The sequence below is a fragment of the Fodinicola feengrottensis genome (assembly GCF_010993775.1).
Classification (GTDB): Bacteria; Actinomycetota; Actinomycetes; order Mycobacteriales; family HKI-0501; genus Fodinicola; species Fodinicola feengrottensis.
The window spans coordinates 112828-130050 of record NZ_WOTO01000020.1 but is presented as its reverse complement, the minus strand read 5'-3'; the positions used below and the strand labels follow the sequence as shown (position 1 = coordinate 130050).

General features: G+C 61.1%; 17 protein-coding genes and 2 pseudogenes. 13 read left to right on the top strand and 6 right to left on the bottom strand.

Annotated elements, in window-relative coordinates:
• A pseudogene (locus GNX96_RS19995) lies at positions 1–751 on the bottom strand (helix-turn-helix domain-containing protein); the annotation flags it as partial.
• Between the two features lie 126 nt (positions 752–877).
• Between GNX96_RS19995 and GNX96_RS64160 the strand changes: the two are divergent.
• From GNX96_RS64160 to GNX96_RS19935, 13 genes are all read left to right on the top strand, one after another.
• The gene (locus GNX96_RS64160) at positions 878–1504 is read left to right on the top strand and encodes a polymorphic toxin-type HINT domain-containing protein (RefSeq protein ID WP_163569261.1); all 627 of its coding nucleotides are present in this window, start codon (positions 878–880) and stop codon (positions 1502–1504) included.
• Between the two features lie 2 nt (positions 1505–1506).
• Positions 1507–1995, top strand: a complete 489-nt coding sequence (locus tag GNX96_RS64155) for an SUKH-3 domain-containing protein (RefSeq protein WP_390624071.1) — start codon at positions 1507–1509, stop codon at positions 1993–1995.
• Positions 1996–2863: 868 nt separating this feature from the next.
• Positions 2864–3361, top strand: a complete 498-nt coding sequence (locus tag GNX96_RS19980; protein WP_163569253.1) for a DUF4265 domain-containing protein — start codon at positions 2864–2866, stop codon at positions 3359–3361.
• Positions 3362–4465: 1104 nt separating this feature from the next.
• Complete coding sequence (locus GNX96_RS19975; RefSeq protein ID WP_163569252.1) at positions 4466–4627, top strand: hypothetical protein; 162 nt, start codon at positions 4466–4468, stop codon at positions 4625–4627.
• Positions 4628–4677: 50 nt separating this feature from the next.
• Positions 4678–4950 carry a polymorphic toxin-type HINT domain-containing protein gene (locus tag GNX96_RS19970; protein WP_163569251.1) on the top strand — a complete coding sequence of 91 codons (273 nt, stop codon included), beginning with the start codon at positions 4678–4680 and terminating at the stop codon, positions 4948–4950.
• A gap of 727 nt (positions 4951–5677) precedes the next feature.
• Positions 5678–6043: a barstar family protein gene (locus GNX96_RS64150; RefSeq protein ID WP_390624070.1), complete on the top strand. Its 366-nt coding sequence runs from the start codon at positions 5678–5680 to the stop codon at positions 6041–6043.
• Positions 5931–6200: a hypothetical protein gene (locus GNX96_RS19960; protein ID WP_163569168.1), complete on the top strand. Its 270-nt coding sequence runs from the start codon at positions 5931–5933 to the stop codon at positions 6198–6200. Before GNX96_RS64150 ends, GNX96_RS19960 begins: the two co-directional genes overlap by 113 nt.
• A 254-nt stretch (positions 6201–6454) precedes the next feature.
• Positions 6455–6751 carry a hypothetical protein gene (locus tag GNX96_RS19955; RefSeq protein ID WP_163569249.1) on the top strand — a complete coding sequence of 99 codons (297 nt, stop codon included), beginning with the start codon at positions 6455–6457 and terminating at the stop codon, positions 6749–6751.
• A 469-nt stretch (positions 6752–7220) separates the two neighbouring features.
• On the top strand, positions 7221–7430 hold the full coding sequence (locus GNX96_RS53355) for a hypothetical protein (protein ID WP_279580884.1): 210 nt from the start codon (positions 7221–7223) through the stop codon (positions 7428–7430).
• A gap of 4 nt (positions 7431–7434) precedes the next feature.
• The gene (locus GNX96_RS19950) at positions 7435–7800 is read left to right on the top strand and encodes a polymorphic toxin-type HINT domain-containing protein (RefSeq protein ID WP_163569248.1); all 366 of its coding nucleotides are present in this window, start codon (positions 7435–7437) and stop codon (positions 7798–7800) included.
• A 1400-nt stretch (positions 7801–9200) separates the two neighbouring features.
• Positions 9201–9611 carry an SCO4402 family protein gene (locus GNX96_RS19945; protein WP_163569247.1) on the top strand — a complete coding sequence of 137 codons (411 nt, stop codon included), beginning with the start codon at positions 9201–9203 and terminating at the stop codon, positions 9609–9611.
• Positions 9612–9657: 46 nt separating this feature from the next.
• Positions 9658–9798, top strand: a complete 141-nt coding sequence (locus GNX96_RS19940) for a hypothetical protein (protein ID WP_279580883.1) — start codon at positions 9658–9660, stop codon at positions 9796–9798.
• Positions 9799–9891: 93 nt separating this feature from the next.
• On the top strand, positions 9892–10365 hold the full coding sequence (locus tag GNX96_RS19935; protein ID WP_279580882.1) for an SRPBCC family protein: 474 nt from the start codon (positions 9892–9894) through the stop codon (positions 10363–10365).
• Between the two features lie 108 nt (positions 10366–10473).
• Here GNX96_RS19935 and GNX96_RS19930 read toward each other — a convergent pair whose 3' ends face one another.
• The 5 genes and pseudogenes from GNX96_RS19930 to GNX96_RS19915 all read right to left on the bottom strand — a co-directional run.
• Positions 10474–10962, bottom strand: coding sequence for a hypothetical protein (locus tag GNX96_RS19930; protein WP_163569245.1), 489 nt, complete (start codon positions 10960–10962; stop codon positions 10474–10476).
• A 96-nt stretch (positions 10963–11058) separates the two neighbouring features.
• Entirely contained in the window at positions 11059–12078 is a 1020-nt protein-coding gene (aroF, locus tag GNX96_RS19925) for a 3-deoxy-7-phosphoheptulonate synthase (RefSeq protein WP_279580881.1), read from the bottom strand.
• A gap of 165 nt (positions 12079–12243) precedes the next feature.
• Complete coding sequence (locus GNX96_RS19920; protein WP_163569243.1) at positions 12244–16056, bottom strand: efflux RND transporter permease subunit; 3813 nt, start codon at positions 16054–16056, stop codon at positions 12244–12246.
• Between the two features lie 249 nt (positions 16057–16305).
• Positions 16306–16416 carry a PASTA domain-containing protein gene (locus tag GNX96_RS64145; RefSeq protein WP_390624074.1) on the bottom strand — a complete coding sequence of 37 codons (111 nt, stop codon included), beginning with the start codon at positions 16414–16416 and terminating at the stop codon, positions 16306–16308.
• A 95-nt stretch (positions 16417–16511) separates the two neighbouring features.
• A pseudogene (locus tag GNX96_RS19915) lies at positions 16512–17165 on the bottom strand (PASTA domain-containing protein); the annotation flags it as partial.
• Between the last annotated feature and the right edge of the window lie 58 nt (positions 17166–17223).

Sequence of the window (17223 nt, the reverse complement as noted above, 5' to 3'; positions counted from 1 at the left end):
CCATCGTTGCGCGGCGTAATGATGCGCCTTTTCGACAACGCCTTTGCGGTTTCCCCGCCTCGGTGGGCAAATAACGACGGTGACTCCGTAATGTTTCGCCACTTCACCGAAACTGGGCAGTACCGCACCGGTCGGTGGATAGCAAACGGTGGACATCCGGTCGAACCGCCACACCTTGGTCAGCCCACCCAGGCGCGCCACGACAGCGTCCATCGCCTCGACCAGATGCGGGAAATCCTCACTGGTAGCCAAAACTCCGCGCCACCGCGAGGAATGCGCGAGAGCGCCGACCAGTAGATGCGCGTGCTTTCCCAGGCCCCACGCCGATGGTGGATCAGGAAGTTCCAACCAGTCCCATTGCGTCTCCGCGCCCGCCGGGTGCGCGATCACCGCGGTGTCACGGCCCTTGGACCGGTCACACGCCTCGCAATGCGGACGCAGCCCCAGGTCGCGGATCGCCGCGGTCAGCGACGGATACGAACCAGTGAACCCCAACGCGACGACCTCGTCGAACAACGTCGACGCCCACAAATGCGGATCATCAACCAGCCGCTGCCGGCAATACGGCACGAACTCCGCGATCACCACCGGCTCGGACCGGACCGGACCCGCTTACCAGGCTCCCGAGCGCCACTCAAATACGCGCGGATCGTCTTCCTGTCCCGGCCCAGATGACGAGCAATCGCCGAGATCGACCAACCCTGCCGGCGAAGCGCGTGCGCGCATCCACCTCTTCCTCCACGCTGAGCATCGAGGCCCCCAACAAGTCACATAGCGAACACAGTCACTACGCACTGTCAGTAGAACCATCCTGACCAGCGCGAACGCCACGCCGGACGACACCCAACTGGGGAAAATGATCTAGCAAAAGTGGGGAATTTCAGCTAGCGCCATCAACGGCCACATCCAAACCATCACCTCAACCCAAGGCCACCCCTACTGGGACGCCACCCGACACGCATTCGTACCAGCAGCACTCCTCGTTCCTGGTGATAACCTTCTGCAGTCAGATGGTGCTGTCAGCATTGTCGAGGGTGTCAGGGGCTATGCGGGTCATGCCGTTACCTACAACCTTACGGTGGCGAGTAGCCATACGTACTACGTGCGCATCGGTGGCGCGCCCACTCTTGTCCACAACTGTGGACCTTCTGAGGGTCTGCTCCAGGAAGCAGACAATGCCGAGATTGCTGGCGGTGACTTCGCCGCGGAGTACACCTCCCCGTCCGGTCGAACCTATCTTGCGAATAACAAATCCGGTGTGGAAATCCCAGACGGTATGGCTGACGATTTGGAGAGTTTGGACCATCCCCACCTCGGGTGTGCGGAGATGCAATGTCTCGCTCAGGCTTATCGAGAGGAAGGCCCAGATGCGATTAGAGGTGGCAATATGACCGTCGTTCACGTAAGCGACACCGAGATAGGTGACCACGGCGCCCTAGCTAGACCTTGTAGGGCGTGCGCGAGAGTACTCTTCAATCTCTTTGTTAGCGTCACGGGAGCATAGTAATGTCTGATCTTGGATCAGTGCACCATGACGTTCTCGAGGCGTTGGCGAAAGCCGGATGGACCATGGGTCGTCAGATGGACATCGAGTCCGTTGTTGGCGAGATGGTGGGAATCGGATACGCGGAGAATGTCCATGCGACTTCTCTACTTCGAGATTTGCTGGGTCTAAGGATCGAGCCGAGTAACGAGCAAGGGGCTAATTTCACAAACGCGGAACCCTTTATTGTTGATCCGCTCGGCGCAGGCAGAAGACACACCGACGAGCTGGATGAAATGGTCCAGAGTTTGGGAGGAAGCTACTTTCCGGTCGGGTGGTGGTTTTGCTATTCGCACGTATTCGTCGAGAGCGCAGGCAGTGTGGTTGCCTATTCTGCCGGTCTCATATGGCGCCTAGGCGCCTCCGTGGAGGAAGGTTTGGAGATGATGGTCCGAGCCCATAGGCCTCTAGTTTGCATCCACTCGCGGAAGGGGCAGACGCCGTGGCCGTGACAGGGTTTGCAGACCTGGCGATCAAGGTCTTGTATGGACTGGACCGCCGCTTCCACCCAACTCGCCTCTTGCCGGAGCGTTCCCCGAGACACATTTGAGCAACTTGGCGGGTGACATCTACTGGGCGACTCAGAGTGGCAGAATTCGCTCGCTAAGGCGGTTGTCAATAAGGGACATAAAATTTATTGTAATGTTTAATGACGTCGAAGGTAGCTCGACGTTAGGTCGCGTAAAGACTGCTGCTACCAAGGGTGCATCCGGTCAAGGGTTCGCCGTTGACTACGAGATAGCGCAACTTTACCAACCGGGCCGCCTTGGGACTACTGATTTCTATGAAGAGGGAGGCCTACTTGCCAATCCATTCGCGGACTCCTGGTGAGCCCTTGGTCAACTTTCCTGAGCGGACCTTCCACTTGGAGGTCCTCAAAGGGGGGATGAATAGGCTTCTATTTAGGTAATATCAGCTCTACATGGCCAACTCGACTCGAGATCATCTTCATGAATGTCCAATATCTCCAGATTGGAACCTACATGGAGGGTCTCGTGGCAGAAGAGGGAGACCGCTGATCATGGGAGAACTGAGTTGGGGGATTTATCATCCGGAAGAGTATCGATGGTTTCGTCTGAGTGCCACAAATGGAGGCGGCGTGATAGTGGCGGCGTCGCTCGCTCTCTCGATGAGTCGAAACTTGGCCCAGCTGATCCGAGTAGGTTCTTCATGATGGAGTAATGGTGATGCTTGAAGATCCATGAGTGAGCGCTATGAGGCGTCGAACTGGGCGGCGAACCTCCCAGTCGTGGACAGCCGCCACAATTCAATCAGCGTCGATGTTTGTCTGCCGAGCTTACATGTCGTGCTGGAGTTGCGATGGAAATAGTTGAACATAGAGCAGGCGAGGAGGTGATTGGCCATGTCCAGATCGTCGTTCGGCTAGATCAGGATGACGAGGGATGGCCACCGGTTGATAGCGAGCGATTGTGGGCGGTTTCTCTAGAGCCAGGTATTGTTCGAGTCGACAATATTCCGTGGTTTGCTCAGAATTTGGCAACTGAGGACTTGGTTCGAGTCTTACGCGATCATGACGGGGTTCTGTGCATGGTCGAGAAATTGCATTGGTCGGGCAATTGTACTATTCGCGTAATTCTACTCGGCATAGGAAAGTCAGCCGCTCAAATTCGGGCAATTTTGGATCAATTCGCGGAGCTTGGTATAAATGGTGAAGGGTTTTCCCAATACAGTGTCGTGGCACTTAACATCCCGTCGGGTTCGGATTTCTCTATGATCAAGGGAGTTCTTGATCATGGAGAAGTTGAAGGGCGGTGGACTTACGAAGAAGCGTGCGTGGGTGGAGCTTGGCCGAGCTAGAGGTGATGGTCGATGATAGCCCGCCAATCCGCACTGGCGACCTACCCCGCACCGACTTCTTCTCACTCACCGTCACTGGATCCATAGCCCCAGATTCCATCACTCACAGTGTCCGTCCTGCCGAACCTCAGCCCGGCGTGTCAGGCCGAAAACACCGTTCGTGGCACAGTCCCCTCGAACGCGCCACAAATGTCGGGGGAGCATTTTGTCGGAGCTGTATTCGATGAGGCTGGACAGTTTGGGTACTTTGGGTTGCACTCGTGACGACAGGAGGGGATGTGGCTCAGAATAGTGGCCTGCCAGGGGAGTTGGCTGGCTTAGTCGGAGATTCCTTCGAGGCTATCCGCTATCTGCAGTCGCGTGATGCAAGCTGGCCGGATGGGCGTGCTCACGGTTCAGTACATGAGGTCGACCATGGGATTGATCTGGTCACCAACGAGGTCAGAGGCCAGGGCTTGTCAATGATGTGGGAGATGAGTGGCGAAGATGAATTTCTGTCGCTCTCTTCCGTGGAACTGAACTCTGAGATCCGGAATCGGCTCGATATAGTTGACGTCTCGAATCATCCAGCATGGCGATCGATCATTGGTCGAGAGATTGTAGACATTGCAACTTCCTGTCATGTCTCGAATGAGAACCGCCCAGAGTCCATGTGGGCGGTTCGTTTCACACTCGCAGCGGATGTCAATTTCGCCGTAGCCCTGGGTAGGCTTGGACCGAGTGGTATTGCGTATCAACCTGACTCGCTTGTCGTTCTCTTTGGCGCTACGGAGTCGAAGTCTTACCACATTAAAAGCAGTATGACATCTGCCTGGGGCGGCTAGCTTCCGCGACCAAGGGCGATGGGCTCGTGTGGGGATGGGCCTGGTGCCAGCGGCCGAGTGCGGTCACGGCTGGAGCTGGGTCGATTGGTTGTGCTGCGCTGGAGGGTGCTGCGGGTTCGATGACGCAGTATGCGATGGAGAATGGTGGTAAGGGTTCGTTCTCCTGGGGTGGCCTGGCGATGGCCGGCCTCACCGGTGCCGCTGTGGGTGTTTTGACGGCCGGGGTGGGTGAAGCGTTCGCGGGGGCCGGCGCCAAATGCGGCAGCGAGCGAGTTGGTGAGTGGCGCTGCGGCCGCTGGTGCCAGAGCGGCTGCATCCGCTGCTCGTGTTGCAGCTACGTCGGCGGGCCGGGCGGCGGTCAGCACCGCCGCAGCTGGCGCCGGCCGCGCCGCAGCCGAAGACGCGGGCGGCGGGGCCGTCCAGTCGGCCGGTCGCGCCGTAGCCAAGGTGGCAGCGAAGGCGTGCTCTCGGAACAGCTTCATCGCAGGGACAATGGTGCTGCTCGCGACAGGTGCGCTGGTATCGATCGCCCGGGTCCACGTTGGTGACAAGGTCGAGGCCACGGATCCCATGACCGGAAAGAACTCGGTCCAGACCGTCACCGCGACGATCAAAACCCTGACAGATAGCGACTTCACTGATGTCACGATCAAGGACGCACATGGCGTCGTGCAGACAATCACATCGACTCAAGGCCACCCGTACTGGGATGTCAGTCGGCATATATTTGTACAAGCGGCTCTGGTCACGCGTGGCGACAGCTAAGCGGACCGGACGGCAGCGATAGCGCCGTCGTGAGTGTCACTGAACACGAGAGTCACACTGCGACGTACAATCTGACTGCCTCCACCCGGCGTGTCAGGCCGAAAACACCGTTCATGGCACAGTCCCCACCCCTACTGGGACACCACCCGACACACATTCGTATAGGCAGCAGGGCTGGCGCCCGGTGATGATCTCGGTCAATTTGACCGAACGAATAGCAAGGTCGTCGTCGTGCGTAACTACAAGACTCGGCCGTCACCTTCAATCTAACTGTCGCGACGGTTCACACATACTATGTAGGAAAATCGGCGGCGTTTGTCCTCGTTCACAATTCATCTCTCTGTGGGGTACATGGAGTGAGTCGGGGAAGTCCAGACGGGCCGGGGATTGTTGAGGTCCGGCGCCACAGCGCGCCCACGACATGTCGTCGAGCGTCGACGGCCGACCCGGAGGTATAGGGAAGGTTCCGGGTTTCAATGGTAATAGAGGGTGGTCAAAATAACCGGGTACTCTATCTGGCGGGGCGTATAGGGAATGGAACCTAAATGCGACCGACTCGTTACCTCAAATGTGAGGTCTGCGGGAGTCTCATTCGCGGTGGCGAGAGGCTACTTACGCCGAAGGGTGGCAGCGGGCAAGCTATTATACGCCGGATCACTACGCTACGCTCTTCTACGTCGGAGAAATGGGATATCCGGAGAATCCCCGCTGAAGGTGAGGTAAGTCAATGTCGGTGCCAGACTTCAGTCAGAGGGTTGCACCTTGGGTGCTAGTTGCTCCGAGACGTAGCTTCGAAATTGCGAGTCGCCTGGCCGCCCTATCTGACGCGGGCGGGATAGTTCGACGTGTCGACGGAGAGCGAATGCGTTCGGAACGAGATCTGTTTCGTGAGTTTGCCGTAAATCTCAAGTTTCCCTCCTATTTTGGCTACAACTGGGACGCTCTGATTGATTGTTTCGACAACCTTCATGGTGATTGGCATGGAGATCGGGACATCGGCAGTAGTAGTCGAGAATGTCGACGCACTGATCAATATCGAGTATCTGCCTCTGTTGGTTTCTGCCCTGTATCAGGGGTCTGTGAAGGCCGCTGAGGAGGTGGACCTAGATGGGGACCTGTTGGATCGGGATCCAGTTGCACTGCACTTCGTGCTTGAGTTGCAACCGGAGCTAAGAAGAAATTTCATTTCCAGAATGGCCGAGCGTAATCGTGCAATAGTACCAGAAGATCCGTATATGCTGGTCGAATAGAGGAAATTTAAAGGAGCTTGTCGGAGGAAGGGAGAGATCTCGAGGATCAATGTTGTGACGAGTTTCAAATGGATAGAGGGCAGCTGCCACATACTCCTCGGACCTGATCACCCGGGTGGGTCCTCGAATATGAGCGAGACGCTCGTTATCGTGTCCCGACGTCGGCCAGGAAATCGGTTTCGATGGCGAGACGCATGTTGCAGTGTGGGTAGGAGATAATGTCGTGGAAGGTGTGCATCCGGAGGTTCCCCGTAGTGATTGACGTGCAGGTCAGAACCGAGGCTGGCGAAATTCTTTCAAGGATATCCAAGCTTTCTATTGGCGTGTTTTTTCAGGCCGAGCTGGCTCTCTATCCGCTGCTGGGGCATATTGTCCCATGGGCAGACATGGTCTTTAATTCAAGTCAACTCAAGGTGCTATCCAGGGAGGTCGCTAGATATGAAGCTGACCCGGTGTTAAACCCGAGTGGCGAGTCATTCGACTGGTTGCAAGAAATGTGCGATCTTGTAGCCGAAGCAGGGCATCGTATTCTCTGGTTCGTGGGGGACTAGCCTGGGTTCTTCGTGCGAGCAGCAGACTGGACGTTGCCGTGTTTAGGCGACCGGTGGTCGTCGGGTCGCTTGCCGGTGTGAGTCCGGTCCGGGTAGCTGTCAGGAGGGTCGGCTAGTGAAGGAGTTTGTCAACAGGGCGCCGTTCGGTGAATGGCTGGACGCCTATGAGCGCGTTTATTTGTCGCCAAAGTCCATCGCGAATATCGAATGCCCCAACTGCCGTATGCGGTTTCTAAATCTAATTTTCCTGTCAAAAACGGTTGATGATCAAAGAAGTAGGTCACTGTTTTGGTGTGGATCATGCCTCTGGGGGCTAATTCCGATACCAGCGACACCGCCGCCTGGCGGACGAAGAGTGACGGCGGGAACAGAAGTGGTACCTAACTATCGGATCGTCGTGGACGATGGCGACAACGCAACCTGAGAGGGATCGGCCGAGGCGTACACCATCCGGCCCCAAACCGCCTGAATGAACGTCGCGAGGTGCTCGGTCACTCGTGGCGCCATCGTCCTCCTGCTGACATGTGGGGGAGAGCCGCTGCCGCTGCCGCTGCCGCGGCTCGGCGGCGAGTGCCGATGCCCCGTAGTGCCGCTACGAGGGCCAAGTGCATGGCTGTTGGTGCTGGTTCGCCAGCGGCAGCTCGTGCTGCGGCTGATGAGGCTGGTCGTGCGGTGGTGAAGGCGTGTTCGAATGGTTTGTTGCCGCGACGATGGTGCTGCTGGCCGGCGGTGGGTTGGTGTCGATCGCTCAGGTGCATGTCGGTGACAAGGTTCAGACCACCGACCCGTCGACCGGGCAGAGCTCGGCCCAGACGGTCACTGCAACGATCAAGACGCTAACCGACAGCGCGTTCAGTGATGTGACGATCAAGGACTCCCATGGGTACGTCCAGACGATCACCTCAACCCAAGGCCACCCGTACTGGGACGCCACCCGCGAGCAGCAGGAGGAGAAATTGGAATATCGGGCCGAGGATCTGAAAATTGTTGAGCTGATTCCGTATCTGAGGCGCAATCAGGGGTTGTTTTTTCCGTTCAGGCGCATATGATCCTGTTGAACTTGCGGGCATGATCGCAGTAGAGACTCTGAGGCATGGTGTCTCGCAGGTGAGGGTTCGTTTGGTGGACGCTTGGATTATAGTCGAGTCGGACGTTGACTGGCTTCGGGAGCTTTCGTCGGTTGCCTTTGATCGAATCACCCCGTATCCCGAGGGCGGTCCAAACAGTATGCTGGTCGAGGTGTTGGCGCCGGCGTTCTCTCGCAGCGTGGCGATACGAGATACAAACGGTCTGCGAATAGTAAAGGGCGCTAGCGCTGGACCTCTTGAAAGCTGGTCCAGAAGGAGGGGCGGGTGGTTGGATTTGAAATCGTAGACCACCAGTAGCAAATCGTGTGGTCGGGAATGTTTACCCCCGATAGTGACAGCAAGCCTTCCATCATGGAGGGTGTCGCCATTCAACCAGTGTCGATGTTTCTGTACCAGGCTGAGGCGTCGTATCGGAGTTTGCGATGGAAATAGTTGAGTATCGGGCGGAAGGTAGTCGGCCGCCGCCGACGAATGGCTGGCCTCCGATGAGGCGGGTGCTGGTGTTGCACGTGGAAGCGTGCGTGCTACTACTGCGGGAGAAATTCGCGCCGGCGGTGGAACGGTCGACTACGCTCCCGCGCCGATAGGGGCGAAGGGGCGTCAATCAATCAGCCTATAATCACGTTAACGTGACAACGTGAGAAGGCGACCCGCTCGGGGACATGCGTAGTAATCCTGGTCTCCAGGGCGGAGCGCCTCACTCAAGAGGCACTGGGCGAACCGAGAGGTTGCTAAGGCAAGGTTGGAGAAGGCGAGGTTCGGCTATGGTTACGGTAGGGCAAGTGGCTTGGGGGCCGGGCGAGCATGTGGGGGGCCCAATTGATCGGATATTTGCAGCGCTGAGAGAGTTGTTTCCGGCGTTGCTCGTCACGAGACTCTCAGTCAAGCATATGAGTGATGATGACAATGTTTGGTTTCTGTCACTGACTCGGAATTTTGACGTCCAGATAGATTCGAGGCCCGGAGGGAACCCACCTTTTTTTTTAGAGTCTGATCGGGCGCGCATGTCTACGGATGATCTAGTCGTGGCTGTCGAGACGCTCGATTTATGGTTGCGGGAAGAAGTGGATGCGGCCGAAATTGGAAAATGACGGATTTTGATCATCGCGGGCCAAGGTAAGGTCCCCGAATCATGGGGGCCAGATATGGCGAACAGTAAAAAGATCGGCTGGCGTTTGAGCGATCCAAACAACGAGGGAAATGGCGTTCGAATTGACGAAGAGATCCGGGTAGTTCATACCCGACTTAGCAAGTAGGTCATGTCATTGTCCAGTCCGGGGCAAGGTTCTTGGACGGGACGGACAGCCCATCTCCGGTGCAATTAAGGATGATCCAGTCAATGCACATATCCCGTTGTCGGAATGGTCCAACTGGTCGCGCTGGGGCTCTCCATGAGTGTTGACGTTCGCTTTCCGGACATGCGAAACCAACTGAAGAGCGTTCTTAACGGCCTGAGGGACTTCAGATATCAAGAAGAAGTATGGGTGGGTAAGCGATATCCAAGGGAAAACTTCTTTGACGATCTTTCTGAAACCTATGAGATTCTGGAAGATTTGGGCGTGCTCGACAACCCGAGGAGCCGTGTGGGCTCCGTGTTGAAAAGTGAAGGTGAGGCGGACGCGATGGAACAAGTAGCTGGAGCCCTGTCGGAACTATTTGCGCGATACGGATACCGTCTTTCCGATGACCAATACTTGGGAAAGCCGGAGTGGGCAGCTGTGATCGCTGCCGCAGGGCACGCCTACGATGTCATTCTCGAGTCAGACTCATAATGGACGGTTCCCGTTTTTGTCGGGCGATCTCTTCTCTGTCTATGACATGCGTTTCTACCTCAGTGAGGACCGATCTGTACGCGAGATTGATGTGCGTCTGCTGGAGCGCGAGTGTGACGCGCTTGCCGTGGAGGGCGTGTTGACGCTGGTGGGCAACGGAACGTATCTTGTTCCGCCTGTTGGTTGATGGGCTGCTCCGGCGTTGACCTGGGCGTGCTGGTCCGACCGGTACTTGGTGCTTCGCGCTCGCCGGGGACTGTCAGCGGGGAGTACCTACACCATGGCTGATTCGTTCAAGACGGGTGTGCGAGTCGTCTGGGATCATGTGGCGATGCTGACGACGATGGAGGCTGGCATGAGCGACGAGGCGCGTACGCCGAGTGTGTGGATCGACCGTTCGTACGACGAGGTGTACGACTTTCTTGCTGTGCCGGGGAATTTCCCGCAGTGGGCGACTGGGTTGGGTGAGGTGACCGGGCGGGAGGGTGACGTCTGGAGGGTGAAGACGCCCGAGGGCGCGGCGAAGGTGCGGTTCAGCGAGCGGAATGACTACGGCGTTGTCGACCACGACATCCTTCTCGACGACGGCACGGAAATCCCTGTCGCGATGCGGGCCATCGGAAATGGAACGGGCACCGAGGTCCTGCTGACGGCTCGCCGCAGAGGGCGGCCGGCCGAGGTGTTGGCTGCGGACGTGGAGTGGGTCGAGCGCGACCTGGCCACCCTGAAAATGTTTCTCGAATCCGAGGCATGAGCCAATAGGCTTGCCTAAGCTGGAAACCACCCGCGGAAGTCGGCTAGGAAAGACATGACCAAGGGAAGGTGAGCCGGTGGCCGTTTATCAGGACCTCTCATCAAGTGATCAGCCTTTGGCCGTGAAGAGGAACGGGCGGAAGGCCTGGCCCAGGCCGTTCATGATTTTCGGGCCGACTGGTGCGGCAGCGAGGATCGGGCGGTAGTGGATGAAAGTAAATCCGAGCCGCCAAGCGAGAACGCCGTCGGTCGCGATCTGATCGCCGACGACAACTCCAGGCCGTGGAAGGCCGCGAAACAGAGCCGTTCGGAACGGCTTGAAGGCAGATGCCACGTACGAGACGGAAATACCAGGATGCGCGGGTGCGACAGTTAGGCGCCTGCGAGAATTGGTGGCGAAACAGACTGTCAGCGCCGTCGGCATCGTCGCCATCGCCTCAAGCGCAGATTTGACGCCAGCGCGCAGAGCGGCTTCGTCGGTGTCCCAGTACGCGACGAGCGGCTCGACATCGAAGATCACGGTTCTTGGAGCGAGGTCCACGACACGTTGCAGACTTGCGATTGGCTCGGTCAGCCGGTGACAGTCGTCGACTTTCACGAACTCACCTTCGATTCCACCGTACGAGCATTGCTGTGGCTGCAAGAAAAAGGTTCGGACGCCAAAGAATTGTGGCGCCCGAACCAAGGAAAACAGTCAGGCTGGTACGGGGACGGCGACCGTACGGTCAGTGGCGGCGGCCATTGTACGGACGGCGGAGGCCAAGGCGGGCAGTTCGTCACGGGTGAGGGCTTGGGGGCCGTCGCAGCGGGCGGACTCTGGGTGGGGGTGGAGGTCGACCATGACGGCGTCGGCGCCGGCGGCGAGGCCGGCGCGGGCCAGCGGGATGACGAGGTCGCGGCGGCCGGCGGCGTGGGAGGGGTCGACGATGATCGGCAGGTGCGAAAGGGATTGGATCATCGGTACGGCCGAAACGTCGAGCATGTTGCGGATGGCGGGTTCGAAGGAGCGTACGCCGCGCTCACAGAGAACAATGTCCAGGTTTCCGCGCTGCGCGATGTATTCGGCGGCCATCAGCCATTCCTCGTACGTGGCGGTCAAACCGCGCTTGAGCATGACGGGCTTTCCGACCGAGCCAACCGCTTGCAGGAGGCCGAAGTTCTGCATGTTGCGGGTGCCGATTTGCAGCATGTCAGCGTGCGCGGCGACCACGTCCACATCGGACGCGTCCATCACTTCGGTGACGATGGGGAGGCCGGTTTCGGCGCGTACGTCGGAAAGGATCTCCAGGCCGCGGACGCCCAGGCCCTGGAAGGCGTAGGGGGAAGTACGCGGCTTGAAAGCGCCGCCGCGCAACAAGGAGGCGCCGGCGGCGATGGCCATTTGGGCGGCTTCGAGGGTTTGTTCGGGGGTTTCGACGGCGCAGGGGCCGGCGATCAAGGTGACCGTGCCGGGGCCGATGGGTACGCCGCCGACGCGGATGACGGATCTTTGTGAATGGTTTTCCCGGCTGATCAGTTTGTACGGCGCGGTAATCCGCACCACGTCAGCGACACCGGGAAGCGCGTGCACCTGAAGGTTTTCCAGCACTTCCTCGCCGGCCACCACGCCGACGATCGTACGAGCGACACCGCGCGACACGAAAGCGTGCCCGCCGGCCGCCTCGATATTGCTGACGACCTCGGCGAGGTCGTTTTCGCCCGCATCGGGGCTCATGACGATAACCATTGTTCTGTCCACTCCTGACATAAAAAAGCCCCGGGCCAGTGGGGCCCGGGGCTCAATATAAGGGTGGTGGGCTAACGCGGCACGCCGCGCTCCGCCACCCGGTCGGCACCGGGCGGTCGAAAATAGCCGTACCAAAATCGCATGACCGCGACTCTACCTCGTCGGTGGCAACTCGGCAGTGTCGCCCTCCTCACCCGGTCGATGCGGATTGTTGAGGACCTGATTGATCGCCCGAGCCTGAGCGTCCGTCAGCTGCCCATTGCCCACCACGGGAGCGGGAGCGGCAGGCGGAGCGAAAGACTGCTCAGCGGTCTCCCACCCAGGAGGCCCGGCCATCGCCGGCACAAGCTGCTCAGGAGCAGTCGGCGGCGGAGTGGGACCACCGCGACGCGCGGCCCGGGCGGCCTTCTTCCGGGCCCGCCGCGCCTTGAAGCCCTCGACGATCGAGTAGAGCACCGGTACGAGCACCAGCGTCAGCAGCGTCGAGGTGACCAGGCCGCCGATCACGACCACCGCGAGCGGCTGCGAGATGAAGGCCCCGCCGCCGGTCAGCCCGATCGCCATCGGCGTCAGCGCGCAGATCGTGGCGACCGCGGTCATCAGGATCGGCCGGAGCCGGTGCCGGCCGCCTTCCAGGATGGCGTCCCGGATGTCGAGGCCGTCGGATCTGTACTTGTTGATGAGGTCGATCAGCACGATGGCGTTGGTGACCACGATGCCGATCAGCATCAGCAACCCGATGATCGCCGGCAGCCCCAGCGGAATGCCGGTGATCAGCAGCAACCCGAGCGCGCCAGTGGCCGCGAAGGGGATCGAGACCAGCAGGATCAGCGGCTGGATGAGGCTGCGGAAGGCGGCCAGCATGACCAGGAAGACCAGCACGATCGCGGCGACCAGGGCGAGCCCGAGGTTGCCGAAGGCGTCCGCCTGGTCCTTGCTCACGCCACCGATCGAGTAGCTCGCGCCGGCCGGCAGCTTGAGCGCCTTCAGCCGGTTGTTGAGGTCGACGTTGATCTTGCCGAGGTTGTCACCGGTGGTGTTCGCGGTGACGGTGGCCGTCCGTTCGCCGTCCGTACGGTTGATCTCGTTCGGCGCGTTGACGATGTTGACCGAAGCGACCTCGCCGAGCTTGATGTCGCCGTACGCGGTGGTCAGCACCAGGTTGCGCAGCGCGTCGATGTCCGCCGGCTTGGCGACCGTGCGTACGACCACGTTCTCCTGACTGTCGCTGACCGTGAAGGTAGTCACCTTGGTGCCGTCGAAAGCGGCGCTGACCAGCTGCGCGACCTGCTGGTCAGTGAGCCCGCGGGTGGCCGCGACCTGTCGGTTCACCTTGACGTCGACCTGCGGGGAGGTCGGTGCGAGAGTGCTGCTGGTCAGGTCCGCCGTGCCGGGGATGCCCGTCATCGCCTGCTGCACCTGGTTGGTGGCCGTCCGCAGCACGGCGTCGTCGGCCGCGGTGACCTGTACGGACAGTGCCGACGAGGTGCCGCCGCCGCGGCCGCCGTTGATGGTGACCTTGCCGACGCCGGTCTGCTTCGCGACACCGGCCCGTACGGCCGCCTGGATCGCATCCTGGTCGGCGTTCTCGGCCGTGCTGACGCTGTAGCTGGCGTTGGTCACCCCACCGCCGCCGCCGAAGAAGCCGCCACCTCCACCGCCACCGATGCTGACCTGGTACGACTCGATGCCCTTGGTGTCGTGCAGCACCTGCTCGACCTTGCGGGCGGCCGCGTCGGTGACGTTCAGCGCGGTGCCGACCGGCAGCTCCTGGCTGATCGAGAAGGTGTTCTGTCCCTCGCTGCCCAGGAAGCTGGTCTTCAGGAACGGATACATCGCGAGGGTGCCGACGAACAGCAGCAGCGCCACCGCGAGGGTGAGGAACCGGTGCCGCAGAGTGAAGCGCAGGACTGGCACATAGGTACGCGGGAGGATGCCCCGGCGCTCCTTGGCCTCGGCCTTCTCACGGGCCGCGGCCACGTCGTCGGCGCTGCCCTTGGGCGGCCGCAGGAACCAGTACGCGAGCACTGGTACGACCGTCAGCGACACCAGCAGCGACGCGATCAGCGCGACCGTGACGGTGACGCCGAAGGGTGCGAACAGCTGCCCGACGATGCCACCGACGAAGGCGATGGGCAGGAAAACCGCGACCGTGGTGAGGGTGGACGCGGTGACCGCGGCGGCCACCTCACGGACGCCGCCGAGGACGGCTTGCTGTCTCTCCTCGCCGTACGAGAGATGTCGTTTGATGTTCTCCAGCACCACGATCGAGTCGTCGACGACTCGTCCGACGGCGATGGTGAGGGCGCCGAGGGTGAGCAGGTTCAGCGAATAGCCGCCGGCCCACAGCGCGATCAGCGCGATCATCACCGACATCGGGATGGACACCGCTGTGACCAGGGTGGATCGCAGCGACAGCAGGAAAATCAGGATCACGACGACGGCGAAGACCAGGCCGAGCACGCCTTCGGTGCCGAGGTCGTTGATGGACTGCTGGACGGACGGCGCCTGGTCGAAGATGACGGTCAGGTCGCCGCCGGCCTTGCTTTCCAAGTCCTTCGTACGGTCCCGGATGGTGTTGGAGATCTGCACCGCGTTGCCGGTGGCGGTGGCGGTGACGGAGATGCCCAGGCTGGGCTTGCCGTTCGTACGCGTCAACGAGGTCGCGTCGGTGTCGGACTGGCTGACGGTGGCGACGTCGCCGAGGCGTACGGCCGCCCGCGGGTCACCGCCCCCGGCCGCGCCAGCGGCACCGGCGCCAGCACCGGCCGCGCCGGCACCTCCCCCCGGCCGGCCTGCGGGAGCGACTGCACGTACGCGGCAGGAGCCACCTTCGGGCTGCTGGGGTGCGGCAACGGCGTCGGATCCACCGGAGTGGAAGCCGGGGTGGTGGCGGGTGTGGAAGCCGAGCTCTTCAGCGACGGAGTGGGCGACAGCGCGCACGAGGGGGAGCCGGACGGAACCGGCGTCGGGGTCACCGGCAGCGTGCCGGGGCCGCAGGTCGGCGGCACCGAGTGGCTGGGCGTCGGGGGGGGCGATGCCGGCGGCCGCGACGGACCCACCACTGGGGTGACCACCACCACCCGGAAATCCGCCGCCCGGTAGTCCACCGCCGGGCAGGCCGCCAAGGCCACCGAGACCGCCCAACCCGCCGAGGCCGGCGGGCAGGTTCAGGCCGCCCAGGCCGATGCCCGACAGGCCGCCACCGGTCGGCGTTTTCGGGTTACGGGTGATGTAGAGGTTCGCGATGTCGCTGACCGAGCCAAAACTCGTACCCACCGAAATGGAGTACGTTTTCCCGTCGCTGGTAAGGGAACCCCCCGGCGCGTTGATGCCGTTCGCGGAAAGCGCGCTCAGCACCGAGCTTTCCGACACCTCGTGGTCGTCCATCTTCTTCTTGTCAAGCGTGATGGTGACCTGCTGGTCCCGTACGCCGGAAAGGTTGGCTTCCCGTACGCCCGGAATTCCCTGCAGGTCGGGCAGCACGTTGTTTTTGATCCGCTGGGCCAACGCCTGCTGGTCACCGCTGCTGCTGGTGGCCGCGAGCACCACCACCGGAATGCTGTCGGTGCTGCCGGAAAGAATCTGTGGATCCAGGTTCTGCGGCAGCTGCTGGGAAATCTTGGCCACATCGCCGCGCAGCTCGTCGACGGCCTTGTCAATGTCGGTGCCGAAGTCGAATTCCACCTGAACGCTGGAAAAACCAGCACTCGAGGTGGAGGTGACGCTGTTCGCCCCTTTCGCGCCGCGAACCGCCTGTTCGATCGGGATGGACACCTGCTGCTCGACGATGGTCGGCGTGGCGCCCGGATAGGCGGTCGAGATGCTGACCGCGGGAAAGCTCAAATCCGGAAACAGCTGCTGTTTCAGCTGTGGCACAGCCCACACGCCAAAGCCGAGCACGGCGATGGCGACGATCGCGACGAGACTGCGGTAAGCGAGGCTCAGCCTGGCGAGGAAGGACATGGATGGATGCTTTCTTCTATCGTCATCGTTGACGTGGGATTCGGCGGCACGCACCGGCATTCGAGCTGGTCTTATGGAATTGTCTCAGCGCGGCGTGATGAGTACGCCACCCCTCGGGCTTACATCGCTCTCCACCCGTAGTAGGAGTGGAGCGTCTCTATCGTGGGGGAAAACTCCTAGGTGTGCTTGACGCGCTCAGTCGACTCTCAGCAATTGGCAGCGGAAATAGCCCCGGAATGCCGAATTAAACTAGAAAACGTACAAATTGACGGTGCTGCCTGGGGCCACCTGGCTGCCGGGCGCGGGTGAGGTGTTGAAGACCTGTCCGCCGCCGCCCGGGAGGGTCTGGATCTGTGGCACCAGCCCGGCCTGTCGAATCTTCGCGCTCGCGTCGGCGGCCGAGAGAGGCCGCGCACGTCCGGGACGGTGACGACGTTCGGGCCCTTGCTCACGGTGAGCGTGACCGTGCTGCCCTTGGCCACCGTGGATGCGCCCGGATCCTGCGCGAGCACGGTGCCGGCCGGCGACGTGGCGTTGAACTCGCGCTTGACGGTCACCTTCAGCCCGAGGTCGCTGAGCGTGCTGCTGGCCCTGCTGTAGCCCTGGCCGATCAGGCTCGGCAGCTGGACCGGCTGGGCGCCCTTGCTGACGACCACCTTGACGTTGCTGTCCCGGTGCAGCTGGGTCCCCGCCGGCGGGTCCGTCGACACCACGTTGCCGGCCGCGATCTTGCTGTCGTACGCCTGCGTGACCTGCGCGTTCAGGTGCAGGTTCTGTAATGCCGAGACCGCGGCGGCCTGCGGCTGGTTGACCACGTTGGGCACGCCGTACCGCTCCGGGCCCTTGGACAGCACCAGCGTGATCGTGCCGCCGCCGACCACGTCGCCGCCGCCGTCCGGATCCTGGCTGATCACCGCGTCCTTGGCGACTTTCTCGCTGAACTGGGGGGTGTCGTAGCCGACCTCGAACCCGCCGCCGTGCAGCCTGGTCTCGGCGGCCTGTTTGGTCAGCCCCACCACGCTCGGCGCGGCCACGTACCGCCCGGCGCCGAGCCACCACCCGAAGACGGCCACAAACAGCGCCAGCACCGCGATCACCGCGATGACCATCAGCCGCCGGCGCTGCGGCGGGATGGCGTTGAGCAGCGCGCTCAGCCGCGGCGGCGCG

Excerpts from the sequence above, each read along its gene's own strand:
- GNX96_RS64155 (WP_390624071.1), top strand. The coding sequence starts at position 1,507 with ATGTCTGATCTTGGATCAGTGCACCATGACGTTCTCGAGGCGTTGGCG.
- GNX96_RS19980 (WP_163569253.1), top strand. The coding sequence starts at position 2,864 with ATGGAAATAGTTGAACATAGAGCAGGCGAGGAGGTGATTGGCCATGTC.
- GNX96_RS19970 (WP_163569251.1), top strand. The coding sequence starts at position 4,678 with ATGGTGCTGCTCGCGACAGGTGCGCTGGTATCGATCGCCCGGGTCCAC.
- GNX96_RS64150 (WP_390624070.1), top strand. The coding sequence starts at position 5,678 with ATGTCGGTGCCAGACTTCAGTCAGAGGGTTGCACCTTGGGTGCTAGTT.
- GNX96_RS19960 (WP_163569168.1), top strand. The coding sequence starts at position 5,931 with ATGGAGATCGGGACATCGGCAGTAGTAGTCGAGAATGTCGACGCACTG.
- GNX96_RS53355 (WP_279580884.1), top strand. The coding sequence starts at position 7,221 with ATGAACGTCGCGAGGTGCTCGGTCACTCGTGGCGCCATCGTCCTCCTG.
- GNX96_RS19945 (WP_163569247.1), top strand. The coding sequence starts at position 9,201 with ATGGTCCAACTGGTCGCGCTGGGGCTCTCCATGAGTGTTGACGTTCGC.
- GNX96_RS19940 (WP_279580883.1), top strand. The coding sequence starts at position 9,658 with ATGCGTTTCTACCTCAGTGAGGACCGATCTGTACGCGAGATTGATGTG.
- GNX96_RS19935 (WP_279580882.1), top strand. The coding sequence starts at position 9,892 with ATGGCTGATTCGTTCAAGACGGGTGTGCGAGTCGTCTGGGATCATGTG.
- aroF (WP_279580881.1), bottom strand. The coding sequence starts at position 12,078 with ATGAGCCCCGATGCGGGCGAAAACGACCTCGCCGAGGTCGTCAGCAAT.
- GNX96_RS19920 (WP_163569243.1), bottom strand. The coding sequence starts at position 16,056 with ATGTCCTTCCTCGCCAGGCTGAGCCTCGCTTACCGCAGTCTCGTCGCG.